The organism is Sphingobacterium multivorum, from assembly GCF_900457465.1.
GTDB lineage: Bacteria > Bacteroidota > Bacteroidia > Sphingobacteriales > Sphingobacteriaceae > Sphingobacterium > Sphingobacterium multivorum.
The window spans coordinates 92,117-109,021 of sequence record NZ_UAUU01000011.1 but is presented as its reverse complement, the minus strand read 5'-3'; the positions used below and the strand labels follow the sequence as shown (position 1 = coordinate 109,021).

15 protein-coding genes are annotated in these 16,905 nt (G+C 38.4%); 13 read left to right on the top strand and 2 right to left on the bottom strand.

The annotated features are described in order from the left end of the window. Positions 1-289 precede the first annotated feature (289 nt). The 4 genes from DTA23_RS17385 (at position 290) to DTA23_RS17370 (ending at position 5,879) form a co-directional block, all read left to right on the top strand. Positions 290-1,375: a carbohydrate-binding family 9-like protein gene (locus DTA23_RS17385; RefSeq protein WP_070563028.1), complete on the top strand. Its 1,086-nt coding sequence runs from the start codon at positions 290-292 to the stop codon at positions 1,373-1,375. A gap of 123 nt (positions 1,376-1,498) precedes the next feature. Beyond that, a complete protein-coding gene (gene pyrG / locus DTA23_RS17380; RefSeq protein WP_070563031.1) occupies positions 1,499-3,109 on the top strand; it encodes a CTP synthase in 1,611 nt (536 codons plus the stop codon). 39 nt (positions 3,110-3,148) lie between these two features. Further along, positions 3,149-4,975: a membrane protein insertase YidC gene (gene yidC, locus DTA23_RS17375; protein WP_112375511.1), complete on the top strand. Its 1,827-nt coding sequence runs from the start codon at positions 3,149-3,151 to the stop codon at positions 4,973-4,975. A 118-nt stretch (positions 4,976-5,093) separates the two neighbouring features. Then, positions 5,094-5,879: an META domain-containing protein gene (locus DTA23_RS17370; protein ID WP_112375510.1), complete on the top strand. Its 786-nt coding sequence runs from the start codon at positions 5,094-5,096 to the stop codon at positions 5,877-5,879. A gap of 114 nt (positions 5,880-5,993) precedes the next feature. Here DTA23_RS17370 and DTA23_RS17365 read toward each other — a convergent pair whose 3' ends face one another. After that, positions 5,994-7,343 carry an acyl-CoA dehydrogenase family protein gene (locus DTA23_RS17365; RefSeq protein ID WP_204990850.1) on the bottom strand — a complete coding sequence of 450 codons (1,350 nt, stop codon included), beginning with the start codon at positions 7,341-7,343 and terminating at the stop codon, positions 5,994-5,996. Positions 7,344-7,697: 354 nt separating this feature from the next. On the opposite strand from DTA23_RS17365, the gene DTA23_RS17360 reads away from it, so the two are divergent. The 4 genes from DTA23_RS17360 to DTA23_RS17345 all read left to right on the top strand — a co-directional run bounded on the left by DTA23_RS17360 (position 7,698) and on the right by DTA23_RS17345 (position 10,377). Next, on the top strand, positions 7,698-7,901 hold the full coding sequence (locus tag DTA23_RS17360; protein ID WP_112375508.1) for a PG1828 family lipoprotein: 204 nt from the start codon (positions 7,698-7,700) through the stop codon (positions 7,899-7,901). Positions 7,902-8,047: 146 nt separating this feature from the next. Next, positions 8,048-8,272, top strand: coding sequence for a hypothetical protein (locus tag DTA23_RS17355; RefSeq protein WP_046671847.1), 225 nt, complete (start codon positions 8,048-8,050; stop codon positions 8,270-8,272). A 128-nt stretch (positions 8,273-8,400) separates the two neighbouring features. Next, positions 8,401-9,750, top strand: a complete 1,350-nt coding sequence (purB, locus tag DTA23_RS17350) for an adenylosuccinate lyase (RefSeq protein ID WP_070563043.1) — start codon at positions 8,401-8,403, stop codon at positions 9,748-9,750. A gap of 72 nt (positions 9,751-9,822) precedes the next feature. Beyond that, positions 9,823-10,377: a NifU family protein gene (locus tag DTA23_RS17345; RefSeq protein WP_070563046.1), complete on the top strand. Its 555-nt coding sequence runs from the start codon at positions 9,823-9,825 to the stop codon at positions 10,375-10,377. A 124-nt stretch (positions 10,378-10,501) separates the two neighbouring features. Here the strand turns inward: DTA23_RS17345 and DTA23_RS17340 are convergent, their stop codons facing one another. Continuing rightward, a complete protein-coding gene (locus tag DTA23_RS17340) occupies positions 10,502-12,919 on the bottom strand; it encodes a glycoside hydrolase family 3 N-terminal domain-containing protein (RefSeq protein ID WP_112375507.1) in 2,418 nt (805 codons plus the stop codon). 170 nt (positions 12,920-13,089) lie between these two features. Here DTA23_RS17340 and DTA23_RS17335 point away from each other — a divergent pair, with 170 nt between their 5' ends. Genes DTA23_RS17335 through DTA23_RS17315 form a run of 5 tightly spaced genes read left to right on the top strand, consistent with a single transcriptional unit; the run spans position 13,090 to position 16,869 of the window. After that, positions 13,090-13,938: a transketolase gene (locus tag DTA23_RS17335; RefSeq protein ID WP_070563052.1), complete on the top strand. Its 849-nt coding sequence runs from the start codon at positions 13,090-13,092 to the stop codon at positions 13,936-13,938. A 1-nt stretch (position 13,939) separates the two neighbouring features. After that, complete coding sequence (locus DTA23_RS17330) at positions 13,940-14,893, top strand: transketolase family protein (RefSeq protein WP_046671842.1); 954 nt, start codon at positions 13,940-13,942, stop codon at positions 14,891-14,893. A gap of 21 nt (positions 14,894-14,914) precedes the next feature. After that, the gene (locus DTA23_RS17325; RefSeq protein WP_046671841.1) at positions 14,915-15,460 is read left to right on the top strand and encodes an RNA polymerase sigma factor; all 546 of its coding nucleotides are present in this window, start codon (positions 14,915-14,917) and stop codon (positions 15,458-15,460) included. Between the two features lie 33 nt (positions 15,461-15,493). Then, positions 15,494-16,450, top strand: a complete 957-nt coding sequence (locus tag DTA23_RS17320) for a hypothetical protein (RefSeq protein ID WP_070563055.1) — start codon at positions 15,494-15,496, stop codon at positions 16,448-16,450. Then, complete coding sequence (locus DTA23_RS17315) at positions 16,450-16,869, top strand: hypothetical protein (protein ID WP_231585177.1); 420 nt, start codon at positions 16,450-16,452, stop codon at positions 16,867-16,869. Before DTA23_RS17320 ends, DTA23_RS17315 begins: the two co-directional genes overlap by 1 nt. Positions 16,870-16,905 lie beyond the last annotated feature (36 nt).

Here is a 16,905-nt window from a genome sequence, read left to right as displayed (position 1 = left end):
CTACCACGGCATAAAAAAAGGCTTTGAAATCATTCAAAGCCTTTTTTTATACCCTACCACCCGTAGCTTCCAAAACGCAGGTCATACAAACCACTGCTTCTGTAATAAATTTAGGACAATTATATATTGTTTCCTAAAATCACACCCTCCTCTTTGCCGCGCTAAAACATTTTACTTACTTTTAGCTTCGTATCTGAAAGGTAGAATCGTAGATGATCACAATAGTTAAAAACATCCTAATTTTGTTCCATCTTCACTTTGCTGCCGTTAAAAATCAAACTGTATCTTGATGAGAATTATAGCTTTTATCCTTGCTTTTATAAGCTATCCGACCTTTACTTTTGCACAACGGAATCTGAATGAATTTCTTCAGTTACAGTCGCGCCCTGAAACCTATTATGTACACCCAGCAACAGATGCAATCACGATTGACGGAAAGGACGATGAGGCTTCCTGGTCAAAAGCGCCATGGACAGACTCTTTTAAGGATATTGAGGGATTAAATAAGCCTGTTCCTACTTTTAAGACGCAAGTCAAGATGCTTTGGGATAAAGAAAACCTTTATCTTTTTGCCAAGCTTCAAGAACCTCATATCAAAGGATATTTAAGACAGAAAGATACAATCATCTATCATGACAATGATTTTGAGATCTTTCTCAAGCCAAATCTATTCTCTCCGGAATATATAGAGATTGAAATAAATGCATTAAATACAGTTATGGATCTTTTGATGACTAAACCTTATCGCTTTGGCGGTAGGGCTAATCTAAATTGGGACACAAAAGATATTGAAACTGCAGTCTATCATGCCGGGTCCATCAACAATCCACAAGACAAGGATGAATTTTGGACTGTGGAAATGAAAATACCTGTAAAAAGTCTAAAATACTTTGGCGAAGGAAATCAGATCAAAGTAAATGAAACCTGGAAGATAAACTTCTCACGCGTTCAGTGGCATTATGACAACACCGAAACCACCTACAGCAAGAGAAAAGACAATACGGGTAAGACGCTCGCTGAAGAGAACTGGGTATGGTCTCCAATCGGCCTCGTTAATATGCATTACCCCGAGCGATGGGGACATATAAAATTTGTTGATGATGCAAACCATCAACCTATCGACCAGCAATTCCTCGCGCTCGAAAAAGTTACCTGGAATATCTTTTACCTGCAACAGATCTATAGAAACGATAAAAAACGTTATGCAACGTCAATTCAGGAGTTAAGCAAATTATATCCTGAAATTATAAATGAGCAAAAAAATTATGAGATTGTATTTTCAAACAGTATTAATTTCTATCGCATTGAAATCAAGTCAAAAGCACAGCCTACATTAAAGACGACAATCGATAGCCAAGGTAACATCTATTTTTAATTTAATTATTCGAGCGATCTTCAATTCTGATTTTGAATAAAAATTGCTATCTTTGTATCCCGTACATAAAGCAACTATTATTGGTCATTTTGACCACATAAAATTGAAAATCCTTTAATTGTTATGACTAAATATATTTTTGTTACGGGCGGCGTTACTTCGTCGTTGGGGAAAGGTATTATTGCTGCCTCCCTTGCTAAACTTCTCCAGGCGCGTGGCTATAAAGTTACCATTCAAAAATTCGACCCTTACATTAACATCGACCCAGGAACATTAAATCCATATGAGCATGGAGAATGCTATGTTACGGAAGATGGTGCTGAAACAGACCTTGACTTAGGTCATTACGAGCGCTTCCTGAACGTCCCTACTTCACAAGCAAATAACGTCACGACAGGCCGCATCTATCAACACGTTATCCAACAAGAACGTGAAGGTGCATATTTAGGAAAAACTGTTCAAGTGATTCCCCATATCACAGATGAGATAAAACGCAGAATGCAACTGTTGGGTGAGTCTGGTGAATATGACATTATCATCACTGAATTGGGCGGAACCGTGGGCGATATTGAGTCCTTACCTTTTGTGGAGGCCGTAAGACAACTTCGCTGGGAATTAGGAGCCAATAATTCGCTGGTTATCCATTTGACTTTAGTCCCTTACCTAGCTGCTGCAGGTGAGCTTAAAACTAAACCTACGCAACATTCAGTAAAAACATTATTGGAATATGGTGTACAACCAGATATTCTAGTGTGTCGTACTGAACATAAATTATCACAAGAAATCCGTAAAAAATTAGCGCAATTCTGTAATGTCAACATCAACGCCGTCGTAGAATCTATCGATGCGTCGACGATTTATGACGTTCCATTACTGATGCTAAAGGAGAATCTTGATAAAACAGCATTAACAAAGCTAAAACTTTCCAACAAAAATGAGCCTGATTTAGAAAATTGGAAGAACTTCCTTGGCAAACTCAAAAACCCAACTAGTGAAGTGAATATTGCTTTGGTTGGAAAATATGTAGAACTTCCAGATGCTTACAAGTCCATTATCGAAGGATTTATCCATGCAGGAGCAACAAACGAATGTAAAGTAAAAGTAAGCTATATTGCTGCTGAAAGTGTTACAAAAGAAAATGTTGCTGAAAAGCTAAAAGGTATGGATGGAGTTTTGGTTGCTCCAGGATTCGGCGAACGCGGTTTGGACGGCAAGCTAAATGCTATTCAGTATGTTCGTGAAAATAATATTCCGTTCTTTGGTATCTGTTTAGGTATGCAATGTTCGGTTATCGAATTCGGAAGAAACGTGTTGGGGTTAAAAGATGCCAACAGTTTTGAAATGGATGCCAACACCAGCAATCCGGTCATCAATTTGATGGAAGAACAGAAGAATATCACCAATATGGGCGGTACAATGCGTTTAGGTGCTTACGACTGCGAAATTAAAAAAGGAACTAAAGCCTTTGCCATCTATGGTAAAACAAAAATTTCTGAAAGACACCGTCACCGTTATGAATTTAACAATGACTATTTAAAACAATATGAAGCAGCTGGAATGATTGCTTCAGGATTCAACCCGGAGACTGGATTAGTTGAAATTGTCGAATTGAAAAACCATCCATTTTTCGTTGCCGGACAATTTCATCCAGAATTAAAGTCAACTGTTGCAAATCCTCACCCACTTTTTGTTAGCTTTGTAGCCGCTGCTTTGGCCAACAAAAAATCAAAGTAGTAATAGAAGGATACAATTAATTAAGTTTAATTATTAAAAATGGATAGAAATACCCTAATTGGTTTGGTCCTGATGTTTGCTATCATCACTGGTTCATTTTACCTGATGAAGCCTTCAGAATCGGAAATCAAACAAGAACAAGCGAGACAAGAGGCTAAAGCGCGTACCGAAAAAGGACTGCTTGCCGAAAGTGACTCTACCGCTAAAGCCAAAGCAGCACAAACAGCAGTGATTGCTGATTCGGCGGAATTGAAAAAACCTTTTGGCGCGACAAAATTTGGAACGGAGAAAGTCATTACGATTGAAAACGAGAAAATCATTGCCAAAATCAGTACAAAAGGTGGTAAGGTTAAATCCGTAGAACTAAAAGGCGAAAAGAATTTCAATGGAAAACCGTTGATGCTTTTTGATGGCGACGACAACAAGTTTGGTTTTCAGTTTAATGCAGCTGGTCAAAATGTATCAACAAATGATTTATACTTCAATACAGAATCTTCGGATATCCAAGTTTCTGCTGAGGGTAAACAATCTGTAAAATTCCGACTAAATTACAGTGCCGATCAATATATTGAATATGTATACTCGATTGCTGGCAAAGGTTATAATGTAGGACTGGACATTAACACAAAAGGGATACAGAATTTAATTCCGCAGAGTCAAAAAACGTTGACCCTGAACTGGAACACCACGTTGAGACAGAAAGAGCAAAACATAGAATCGGAAAGACAGAAATCTACCCTGTATTATAAAGAAGATAATAAAGTAGATCACCTTTCCGAATCAAAAGATGCTGATGAAGCATTGGAGAAAAAAGTACAATGGATTGCATTCAAGCAGCATTACTTCTCTAGTATCCTCAGCGCTAAAGATGGCTTTGTCAATGCAAAAGTGGATGTAAAACATGCGTCAGAAACCGATATCGTTAAATTCTACAACACAAACGCGGAATTAGCATTTGATAACCATAAGGACAATAATTATTCCCTAAACTTCTTCTTTGGACCAAATCAATACAATGTATTGAAGGCTGAAGGAAATGATTATCAATCGATTATCAATATGGGTTGGGGGCCTATGCGTTGGATCAACCAATGGATTACAGTACCTGTATTCAACTTCCTGGATGGTTTCCATATGAGCTATGGTATCGTTATCCTTTTATTGACATTGATGTTGAAGTTGATTCTTTCCCCAATGACCTACAAGTCTTATGTCTCTATGGCCAAAATGCGTGTTTTAAAACCGCAGCTGGATGAGATCAAAGCAAAAGTGGGTGAAGACAATCAAATGTTGATGCAGCAGGAGCAAATGAAACTGTACAAACAGGTCGGTGTGAATCCACTTGGCGGATGTCTTCCTCTCGTCTTACAAATGCCATTTACCATTGCGTTCTTCTACTTCTTTCCAAATTTATTTGAATTGAGAGGACAAAGCTTCTTGTTTATGAAGGACATGTCAACTTATGATACGCTATTCACATTTGCACCTATTTTTGGATCATTCAACCACATCTCGTTGATGTGTATCTTGATGACATTGACAACACTGTTAACGACCTGGTATAACAACGCTACATCTGGTGCTACAGGACAAATGAAATACATGGGCTATATCATGCCGTTGATTTTCTTCTTTGTTTTGAATAGCTTCCCAGCGGGTTTGAATTACTACTATTTCTTAAGTGCATTATTTACGTTCTTAACGCAGTTGGTTATTCGCACTATGGTGAATGATGAGAAAATCTTAGCTAAATTGGAGGAAAATAAAAAGAATCCAAAAGCAGATAAAAAATCGAGCTTCCAAACGAAAATGGAAGAAATGATGCGTGCACAACAACAAGCACAACAAAATAAAAACAAATCGTAAGATTTATCCTACTGATAAAGAAGGCTTCCAAACTGGAAGCCTTTTTTGTTTGTGAACTTTTGTAGCATTTTGTCAAACCAAACGTTAAAAAGGGTGTTAATAGGTTAAAATTTAAAATATGAACTTTAAAAACATCGCCATACTGGCCATCTTAATCGTTAGTCTTGGAAGTTGCTCTGTGATGAAGAAAAACGCGAATGAGCAGAACACAGAAAGTAGCCTGTCGTCAGTAATTGGAAAAAAATGGCAATTGATTGAAATCAATGGACAGCCAGTAGCGGCTCAGATCAACGGTAAAATGCCTTACCTCCAGCTGGATGAAAAAAGTTACAGTGCAAGTGGGGGATGTAATGGCATCGGTGGAGAATTGACTTTATCAAAGAATGGAAAGGTTAAATTTGCTCAGGGTATGTCTACGATGATGGCCTGTCCGGATATGTCTATTGAACAAGCCTTATCCAAAAACCTGATTGCTGCAGATAACTATACGGTTAAGGATGATATTCTTAGCTTGAACAAAGCGAAAATGGCTCCCCTGGCAAAATTTAAGTTGATTCAGGACAATAAGCAACAACTTAGTGGAACTTGGGAACTTGATTATATATCCGGCCCACGGATTGCTTTCGATGGCCTATATCCCAATCGTAAACCAACCATGATATTTGATGTTTCCAGTGGTAAAGTAAACGGAAATAGCAGCTGTAATAATTACAATATGACTTTTAAAACGAATGGAAACACCATTAATTTTGGCCCCATTATGTCGACAAAGATGGCCTGCGAAGGTAATGGCGAAGTAACCTTCTTTTCGACCTTAGAAAAGGTAAATACCTTTAGTATAAGCGAGAATACGTTGACATTTATCATGGGTGACATTGCTATTATGCGATTCAAACGGAAATAGAAAATTAGATTTTTGCTCCAAATGAAGTAAAAAGGGCGTTGTTACGGAACAACGCCCTTTTTATGTATTAAGCGATATTTTGCAACAGGATGCCAAAGACCAGCCTGATAATCCCTAAACAAAGGCACTGAATCCGGTTATACTTCTACCAACAATAAGTGAATTGATCTCCTTTGTCCCCTCATAGGAATAAATGGCTTCAGCATCGGCCAAAAACCGTGCGACATTATATTCCAACAGAATACCGTTTCCGCCCATGACCTCTCGAGCCTTGGAAACAATATCCCTGGTACGTAAAGAACAGAAGACTTTGGCCAGCGAGGCATGTTCATCTCTTAGCTCACCCTTATCCTGTAATTCAGATAATCTGAAGACAAGCGTTTGCATAGCCGTTAAATTGGACAACATTTCAACCAGGTGATTTTGAATAAGCTGAAAAGAGGCGATTGGTTTACCAAATTGCCTCCTTTTACGCGTATAATCCAAGGCATTTTCATAGGCGCCTCGCGCACATCCTACGGCCATCCAAGCGACACCTGCTCGCGTCATCTGAAGAACCTTTCCTGTATCTTTAAAAGAATTTGCATGTTGCAGGCGATCACTTTCTTGAACGATGCAATTCGCTAAAGTAATAAGACCATTCTGTACGATACGCAAAGCCATTTTATCTTTAATTTTCTCAACGGAAAAACCTGGATTATCCTTTCGTACAATAAACCCCTTAACTTCGCCATCATCAAGATCCCTAGCCCAAACAATGGTTATATCCGAAAAAGTGGAGTTCCCGATCCATTTTTTCTGACCATTTAACACCCAGCCTTCGGCGGTCTTCTTACAGGTTGTTGTCAATCCGCCCGCTGCTCCCGACCCTACTTCGGGCTCGGTTAGACCAAAAGCACCAATCACTTGCATTTTCTGCATGTTGGGCAACCACTCCTGTTTTTGTTCTTCGGATCCGCATATATAGATTGATCCCATAGCCAAACCACTCTGTACGCCAAAAAAAGTCGCTACAGAAGCATCAACACGCGCTATCTCCGCTGCGATGATCCCCTCCATTAAAGAACTGCCCCCCATACAGCCATACCCATCGTAGGTATAGCCACAAATATTTAAAGCGGCTAGTTTCGGTATAATTTCGAAAGGAAATTCATCTCTTAACCAATATTTATTGACAATTGGCTTGACTTCATTCTCCATAAATTCCCGCACCTTCAATTGCAATGCACGATCTGAATCATTTAATTTGCTATCCATAGCATAGAAATCACCATTAATAGGAGGTAATTCCTTTTTTTCTTTTCCTGCACTCAGCATTTTCATTAAACCATGAAGCTGCTTATCATCCATTTTTGATACGGCATCCATTACTGCTCCCAAATCCACTTTCTTCGATATTTCTTCCAATTTGCCAAAGTCTATTGATTTTGCCAAATCCATTATATTCTTTACTTTATCAAACATAATTGCAATTTCTTTTTAAGTGTTTACTTTTTAAAATAAGAAATATAATCGAAAATTGTTTGTTATCAATACCATCTTATCCCTAGATTGGCTAAAATACATTCACACAAGCTCAGCACAACAAACACACAAGAACGACACAATGATCACCCTTCCTTAGCCCTTGTTAAGCTAAAGGATGACACAAGCCGAGACTTGTGGGATACCATCTTATTCTAAATAAATTAAACAACTTAAATTCAGTCATTTATATATTATTTTAAAAAAAACATATTTTTTGGGTTACCTTTTTTGGTTACGTGTATTAAGAGATGAAAAAGAAAATTATTTCAATTTAAATTAGAAAATTAGAAAATGAAAAACGCATTAAAATTCGGTTTCTTAGGTTTAGCTTTAACTGTAGCTTTCGCATCTTGTAACAATTCAGAGAAAAAAGCTGAAGGTGCTGCAGATTCAGCTTCTGCTTTAGTTGATTCAGCTGCTAACACTTTGGATTCAGCTGCTAACCACGTAGATTCAGCTGCTGTTAAAGTTGATTCAGCTGCTGCTAAAAAATAATTTAGGACTGAATAAAGCTTTTGGAAGGCCTTTTTTAACAAAAGGTCTTTCTTTTTTCAAAAAGAGAAAAACCTGGGGTTACCTTTTTAATTTATCGGTATTAATCCCTAAATAACAAGATTTAAAAATATTTTAATTTTAATAAAATGAAAAACGCATTCAAATTCGGTTTCTTAGGTTTAGCTTTAACATTGGCTTTCGCATCATGTGGTGAAACTGCTAAAAAAACTGACGCTGCTACTGATTCAGCTAATGTTGCTTTAGATTCAGCTAACACACAATTGGATTCAGCAAAAACTGCTGTAGATTCAGCAAAATCTGCTGTAGATTCAGCTGCTGCTAAAGTTGATTCAACTAAAGCTGCTCACTAATTTTCTGAAATAGAATTTAGACCTTATAAAAAAGCTTCCTTCACCAAGGAGGCTTTTTTTATATCTGCGCCAATTAAATTGCTAAGCTCCAAGCATTTTTTTACCTTTGCCAAAAAATCATTCAATCTATGGCTTTATCATCTTTAACAGCAGTTACTCCTATCGACGGACGCTATTACAATAATACTAATGAACTTTCAGCATTTTTTTCCGAATTTGCCTTAATAAAATATCGTGTACGCGTAGAAGTCGAATATTTTATTGCATTAAGCGAGTCTGGTATCGCTCAATTGCAACAGTTTGACAAAACACTAAATGAAAAATTAAGGGATATCTATAGGAATTTTTCTGAAGAAGATGCCATTTGGATCAAAAACACGGAGAAAGTTACGAACCATGATGTTAAAGCTGTTGAGTATTTTCTAAAAGATCAATTTGAAAAATTAGGATTACAGGACTACCTTGAATTTATTCATTTTGGTTTGACTTCACAAGATATCAATAACACAGCCATTCCACTTTCCTGGAAAGAAGCAATTAAAGAGAGCTATACACCTGCAATCGAAGAATTGCTTCATGAATTGAAATCTTTGGCAACTTCGTGGTCAGAGATCCCGATGTTGGCACGTACCCATGGACAGCCAGCATCTCCAACTCGTTTGGGCAAAGAGTTCTATGTTTTCATTGAACGTATTGAACGTCAATTGCAACTATTACAGCAAGTACCGTATTCAGCTAAATTTGGTGGAGCGACTGGTAATTTTAATGCGCATCACGTTGCATATCCAGCGACAAATTGGATCGATTTTGGAAATAATTTCGTCAACAATATCTTGGGTTTAGACCGTTCACAAACGACCACGCAAATTGAGCACTACGATAACTTTGCGGCAAGTTGTGACGCCTTAAAACGGATCAACAATATTGTCATCGATTTATGCCGTGACATTTGGACATATATTTCGATGGAATATTTTAAACAAAAAATTACTGCCGGTCAAATCGGTTCTTCGGCTATGCCACATAAAGTCAACCCGATAGACTTTGAAAATGCAGAAGGAAATTTAGGTATTGCAAATGCAATTTTCGAGCACCTTGCAGCGAAGTTACCTGTTTCCCGTCTTCAACGGGATTTAACAGATTCTACGGTATTACGTAATATTGGTGTTCCATTTGCACATACCCTAATTGCTATTAAATCAACTTTGAGAGGGTTACGCAAATTGATCTTAAACGAACAGGCATTAGCCAATGATCTTGAAAATAATTGGGCTGTTGTTGCGGAGGCACTACAAACTATACTAAGAAGGGAAGGTTATCCTAAGCCGTATGAAGCTTTAAAAGACCTAACACGTACCAACACACATGTTACGAAAGAAACGATAGCGACATTTGTTGATAATCTAAATGTGTCAGCGGAAGTTAAGGCGGAACTAAAAGCAATCAGTCCTTCGAACTACACAGGTATTACTTTATAAGCTTTTACTTATAGATGACCTTAAGAAAGCTTCTTTTGACCTATATTTGCTTGGAATAAAAATAGATAATACATGGCTACGATTAACGTATATACAGAGTCTACACCCAATCCTTCTACAATGAAGTTCTTGGTCAACAAATTGTTGATCAACGGTAGTGTAGATTATCCAAATAAAGAAGCAGCACAAGATTCACCGTTTGCACTTGAATTATTCAAATTTAACTTTGTCAATGGGGTATTTTTTGCAAGTAACTTCGTGACCATTACCAAAACTGAAGATGCGGAATGGGAAGACATTGAAGCTTTGCTAAAAGACTTTGTAAAAGGTGCTGTAGAGTCTGAACTTGCTGTAAAAACGGTACACCACGATACAGAGGTTAATTTTGAAGGTACTGAAACTGAAGTGAAGATACAACAAGTATTACATGATTATGTGAGACCTGCTGTTGAACAAGATGGTGGAGCAATCCATTATAAATCCTTCAACGAAGGTATTGTGACAGTTGAACTAAAAGGTTCTTGCAGTGGTTGTCCATCCTCGACAATCACATTAAAAGCAGGAATTGAGGGATTGTTGAAACGCATGGTTCCAGAAGTGACTGAAGTAGTGGCAGAGGCCATGTAATCACAGCTATTCGATACAATAAAAAAAGGATTCAGTAGTTAATTTTGCTGAATCCTTTTTTTTATCCCCTAAGTCCTAAGGAATGATTGCCATCCGTCATCTATTTGGTCTGGCAATTTTAAACCTAATTGACCACTTCAAATGAATCCTTAAGCGGAAGATTAACAGAAGAATTACCGATAAATAGTTCAAATTTGCCAGGTTCAACTGTCCAGTTATTGTGCTGATCCAAAAGTTCCAGGTGGGCAGGTAGTATTGTAAACCATATGGTCCTTTTCTCTCCTGGATTAAGTTCAATTTTTTCAAACCCACGCAAATCCATCTCATATGTCGTTACCGAAGACAGCACATCTTTGATATAAAGCTGAACAACTTCGGCGCCTTTCCTCTTCCCTATGTTTTCAATATCAACCGTAACTGTAAGGGAATCCGTTGGTCTGATCTGTTTCTTCGTGAGTTGTAAATTTGAAAAACTAAAATCTGTGTAGCTTAATCCATATCCAAAAGGGTATAAAAAGCCAACAACCCGACTATTTCCCCACCCATTGGGTCCGACCCCGGGTTGCCCCGCCTGTGCAGCGGGCTTGGTCGGAAAATTCATCTCAACCTGTCCTACAGACTTTGGAAATGAAATGGGCAATTTTCCACTAGGGCTATACCCTCCAAACAGCATTTCGGCAAGAACATTTCCCGACTGATTACTAAGAAACCAACTCTCCACAATTGCAGGTAGATACTTATTTTCCCAATTGACAGTAAGTGGACGACCATTGACAAGTACCAGCACAATAGGTTTACCTGTTTCTTTCAATTTCATTAAATAGTCGCGTTGCTTGCCTGGCAAATTTAGATCTGACCTCGATCGACTTTCACCGACTTCCCGTTCCGACTCGCCCATTACTGCTATGATTAGGTCTGATTCTTTACCGAGACGGACACCTTCGGCCATCTTTTCCAGCTCCTCACTTGACAAGTCTGTTGGAATAATCTCACTCTCAGGCCAGTTTTTATCCACGACATCTACCCCTTTTGCATAATCAACCCGAAGTGCCTTTGTTTTTCCATAGTTTATAATCCCATCTTTGATGGTTGTGATTGGGTTATTGGATGGCCCGTATCGACTTGTCGTATAATTTGTTGCTTCTGCCATTGGTCCCGTAACCAAAATTCGTTTGTATTTATTCACGTCTATTGGAAGAAGATTCTGTTCATTTTTCAACAGAACAATAGACTCCTTATTCATTTGAAGTGATACTTCTTCATCTGCGGGGGTATGCACCTTTTTATCGGCTATCGCTATATCTTCTCTCAATGGATGATCAAATAATCCCAATTTAAATTTCACCGTCAGGACTTCGCGAACCCGCTGATCCAATATTTTGGTATCCAGCCCCCCTTCCTCTATTAGTTCCATTAACGGTGTTAGATAGGTACTCGGTGGATCAAAATTTGTCCGCACATTCAAACCCGCCTCCAATGCCTGTTTAATAGCCTCTTTATAGTTTGCAGCAACATGGTGTTTGTTGTAAATAAACTCTAGGGCCTCGCTATCAGAAACTACATATCCTTCAAACCCATATTCTTTGCGGAGTAAGTCCTGCAAAAAATAACTACTGGCAGATACCGGCACGCCATCATAATCATTATAACTACTCATGACTCCTAAAGGTTTGGCTTCCTTTATGACCCTTTTAAATGGATAGAGGTGAAGCGAATGCATCTCACGAAAGCCAACATGCGGATCCGTTCGTGCATTGCCATCTCTCCCCCCTTTGGGCACAGAATAGACCGCATAATGTTTCAATGTGGATGCGACGCCATTTTTTTGAATCCCCAAAACAACTTGTTTTCCCATTTCGGCAATATGAAACGGATCTTCTCCATAGGTTTCAACCACTCTTCCCCATCGTGGATCTCTAGAAACGTCAAGAATAGGCGTATAAACATTTGTATAGCCAAGATACTTGGCTTCCCTACCAATTATATCACCAGCTTTACGTACCAGCGCAGTATTCCATGTACTTCCAATATTGATTGGTGCCGGCAAGGAGGTAGCCCGATCATGGTTGAGTCCATGAATTCCTTCATTGGTAAAATCAACCGGAATACCAAGTCGTGTATTTTCCACAAACCATCGTTGAACATTATTTAAGGCTTGCGCGTGGCGGCTGAAGGGATACGAAAATGAACTTTTTGCCGACTTATTATAAGCTAAGCTATTCAACATTTCGTCAATATTGGCCAAGCCGTATTTCCAAATCTCTTTGTCCCAAGCGGCAGTGGGCTGTTCATCCTTCAAAACCCGCCCATAACCGTAAAGTGTGACAGTCTGATTGGCCTTTTCTTGAACAGTCATTTGGCGCAACAAATCTTCCACGCGACTGGCTATTTTCTGATTGGGGTCTTCATAAATATCCTTTTTTCCATTTTTGTTAAAATCGATCCAATCCTTATGATAAATGTTGCTGTGCTGGGCAGAAGAATGCAAATATAGGACTGAGAGCGCTGAAATAAAAACGCAGCTTTTGAGTTGATTAAGCATTATGCTGAAAATTGTTGGTTTTATAAAGTGAAGCAAGGTACAAAAAAAATAAAAATCTGCAGGCCAAATACATTGTCAGTCTGGAATAAGTCAATATAAATTCATTTTTTAACAAGCATCTAGCTTAAAAATAGTTAACTTTACGACCAATTGTGAAACCAACAAAAAAAATGAGTGCAGATATTAACAAACTAGAACAAATTGCATCACAGGTAAGACGTGATATCGTACGTATGGTACACGCTTGTCAATCAGGACACCCAGGTGGTTCGTTAGGTTGTACAGATTACTTTGTGGCGCTTTATTTCAATGCAATGAAACGCAATCCTTCCTTTGACATGGATGGAAAAGGAGAAGATTTATTCTTCCTGTCAAACGGACATATCTCTCCTGTATTTTACAGTACATTGGCACGTGCGGGATATTTTGAAGTGAGCGAATTAGCAACGTTCAGAAAAATCAATTCCAGACTTCAAGGTCACCCAACAACGCACGAAGGTCTTCCAGGTATTCGTATTGCGTCGGGATCATTGGGACAAGGATTATCTGTTGCAATTGGAGCCGCACAAGCAAAAAAATTGAATAAAGACAATAATCTAGTTTATGTATTAATGGGTGATGGCGAATTGCAGGAGGGCCAAGTTTGGGAAGCTGCGATGTATGCACCACACAATAAGATTGACAATTTAATTGCTACTGTTGACTATAACAAAGCACAAATTGACGGATCTACAGATCAAGTATTATCTCTTGGGGATCTTCGTGCAAAATGGGAAGCATTTGGCTGGGATGTGATGGAAATTGCTAAAGGCAATGATATGAATGCTGTTGTTGCAGGTTTAGCAGAAGCTAAGTCACGCACAGGAAAAGGTAAACCAGTCATTATTCTGATGCATACTGAAATGGGTAACGGTGTTGATTTTATGATGGGTTCTCATAAATGGCATGGTGTTGCTCCAAATGACGAACAATTGGCGTCGGCATTGAATCAGCTTACAGAAACTTTAGGAGATTACTAGAATGAAAAAATATACTTATACAGAGTCAAAAGATACACGTTCAGGATTTGGTGCGGGATTACTAGAAGCAGGAAAGCAAGATGAGAATGTAGTTGCATTATGTGCTGATTTAATTGGTTCGTTAAAAATGAACGATTTTATCAAAGAATTTCCAGAACGTTTTTTCCAAATCGGTATCGCGGAAGCTAATATGATGGGAATTGCTGCCGGACTTACGATCGGTGGTAAAATACCATTCACTGGTACATTCGCAAATTTCTCAACAGGACGTGTTTATGATCAGATTCGCCAATCGATTGCATACTCGGACAAAAATGTAAAAATTGCAGCGTCGCATGCCGGCCTAACCTTAGGTGAAGATGGTGCAACTCACCAAATATTAGAAGATATCGGCTTGATGAAAATGTTGCCAGGAATGACAGTGATCAATCCTTGTGATTTCAATCAAACAAAAGCCGCTACGATTGCAGCAGCAAAATATGAGGGACCAGTTTATTTGCGTTTTGGCCGTCCCGTAGTTCCTAACTTCACTCCTGCTGATCAAGAATTTGTGATTGGTAAGGCGGTATTATTAAATGAAGGAACGGATGTTACGATCATTGCTACAGGTCATTTAGTATGGGAAGCTATCCAAGCTGGCGAGAAATTAGCTGAGTTGGGTATCAACGCTGAGATTATCAATATCCATACCATCAAACCTTTGGATGAAGAAGCTATTTTAAAATCTGTTGCGAAAACCAAATGTGTCGTAACGGCAGAAGAGCATAATCGTCTTGGCGGTTTGGGTGATAGCGTTGCTCAAGTGTTAACAAGAGAGTTACCTACTCCACAAGAGTACGTTGCCGTAAATGATAGTTTTGGAGAATCAGGTACTCCTGCTCAATTGATGGAAAAATACGGTTTGAATGCTGCGGCTATTGTGGCTGCGGTTCAAAAAGTAATCAAAAGAAAATAACAAAACTACGCAAGTCAATATATGGATGATGCTTTAATTATAGCAAAATTCGCCGAAGAGAGTACGCGAGAAGAAGCTTTCCGTTTATTGTTGAAGAAATATCAACAGAAGATTTATTGGCATGTGCGAAGAATGGTCATCGATCATGACGATGCGGACGATGTTGTTCAAGATATCTTTGTCAAAGTATGGAAAAACCTGGGGAATTTCCGTGAAGACTCACAATTATACACTTGGCTTTATCGTATCGCAACAAATGAATGTATTACCTTCTTAAATAAGAAAAAGCAAAAGCAGAACGTGTCGTTGGATGACGACACGACTGCTTATTTGGCAGAAACGCTTGCTGATGGCAATTATTTTAACGGTGATAAAGCTCAAATGAAATTACAACAGGCTTTGTTGACTTTGCCAGAAAAGCAAAAATTGGTCTTCAATATGAAATATTTTGAAGATATGAAATACGAAGAAATTTCAGAAGTACTCGGAACAAGTGTCGGAGCGCTTAAAGCCTCTTATCATTTAGCTGTCAAAAAAATAGAGGCATTTTTTAACAACAACGATTAAACCTTTTAGCGAAATTAGGTTCTAACAGATACTATGAAGGAAAATGGCACATATCATGATGGGCTGGAGCCTACAAATCTTCCAGCATCGTTGCGTGAAAATCCATTTGGCTTACCTGAAAATTATTTCAGTGATTTAGAATCAAAAATAATTACGCAAGTCAAATTGGTTGAATGCAAGGAAGAATCCATCTTTGAGGTTCCAGAAGGATATTTTAATAGCTTATCTGACGCCATAATGTGTAAGGTTGCGGAAGATAGTTTAAAAAATCAGGTTACTACAGACGGCTTTGAAATTCCTGAAAATTATGCTTCTGAACTATCTTCAACTATCTTCAACCGAATTTTAGAAGACAAATTAAAAGAAACGATTGCATCGGATGGCTTTACCATGCCTTCTGCTTATAATCAAACCCTTGAAGACTCCATCTTCGCCCGTTTAGCGGCGGAGAAATTGAAGGAAACAGTTCCGACAGATGGTTTTACAGCTCCTGTTGGCTACGAAGAAATAGTTGAATCGACAATTTTTGCTCGTATTGCTGAAGAAAAACTAAAAGAAACGATTGTGACTGCAGGTTTTGATGTACCACAACATTATTTTGAGATTCTTTCGGACAGCATCATTGATCGTGTTCAAATGCTTGAAAAGGATAATACACCGATCCGTCAGATTGGGAAACCTAAAAAATGGTACGCTCGTTATGCGGTTGCGGCATCCTTTGCGGCTATGTTGAGTATAGGCGGATATTGGGGTTATCAATATCAACAGCAAAATACGACTCCTGTAGAAGCTGTTGCAGAAGAGCAGTTAAGCCAGCATTTGTCAGAAATTCCTAAGCAGGAAATCATTAATTACCTTGCGGAGTCGGCTTCTGGTGACGATATGATCTATATGGCCCAGTATACTGACGAAGCAAATCTCCCTACTAAGGGATTTGGAAGTAATATATCTAAACAAGAAATAGAAGATTATCTAAATTATACCTTATAATGATGTTCAATAAAAAATACATATGGATAACATTGTTCTTTAGTATATTTTCTATTGCCTTGGGCTTTGCGCAAGACAAAAATCGATTTCAAGCTATAGAAAATGAAAAAATAGCTTACATTACTAAAGAACTGGATTTAACTCCGAGAGAGGCTCAGCAATTCTTCCCGCTCTATAATGAGTACAGCCAAACGCTTTGGGATATCAGGAAAGAAAAATTGAATGGTGCTCCAAAAAATAGTTTTAGAGGTGGCTCCAGAGACGTCTTACAGTATGATGCTAAAGAAGTGGAGATCAAAAAAGAATATCGGGCCAAATTTGCCAAAGTTATTGGCAATGCGCGGGCATCGCAATTTTTTGAAGTAGAACAGGAATTCAGGGAACATCTATACAAATCCCTGCAGAATAGAAGAAAATAATCTCGAAAATAAAAAAGAAGTCTTGAAGACTTCTTT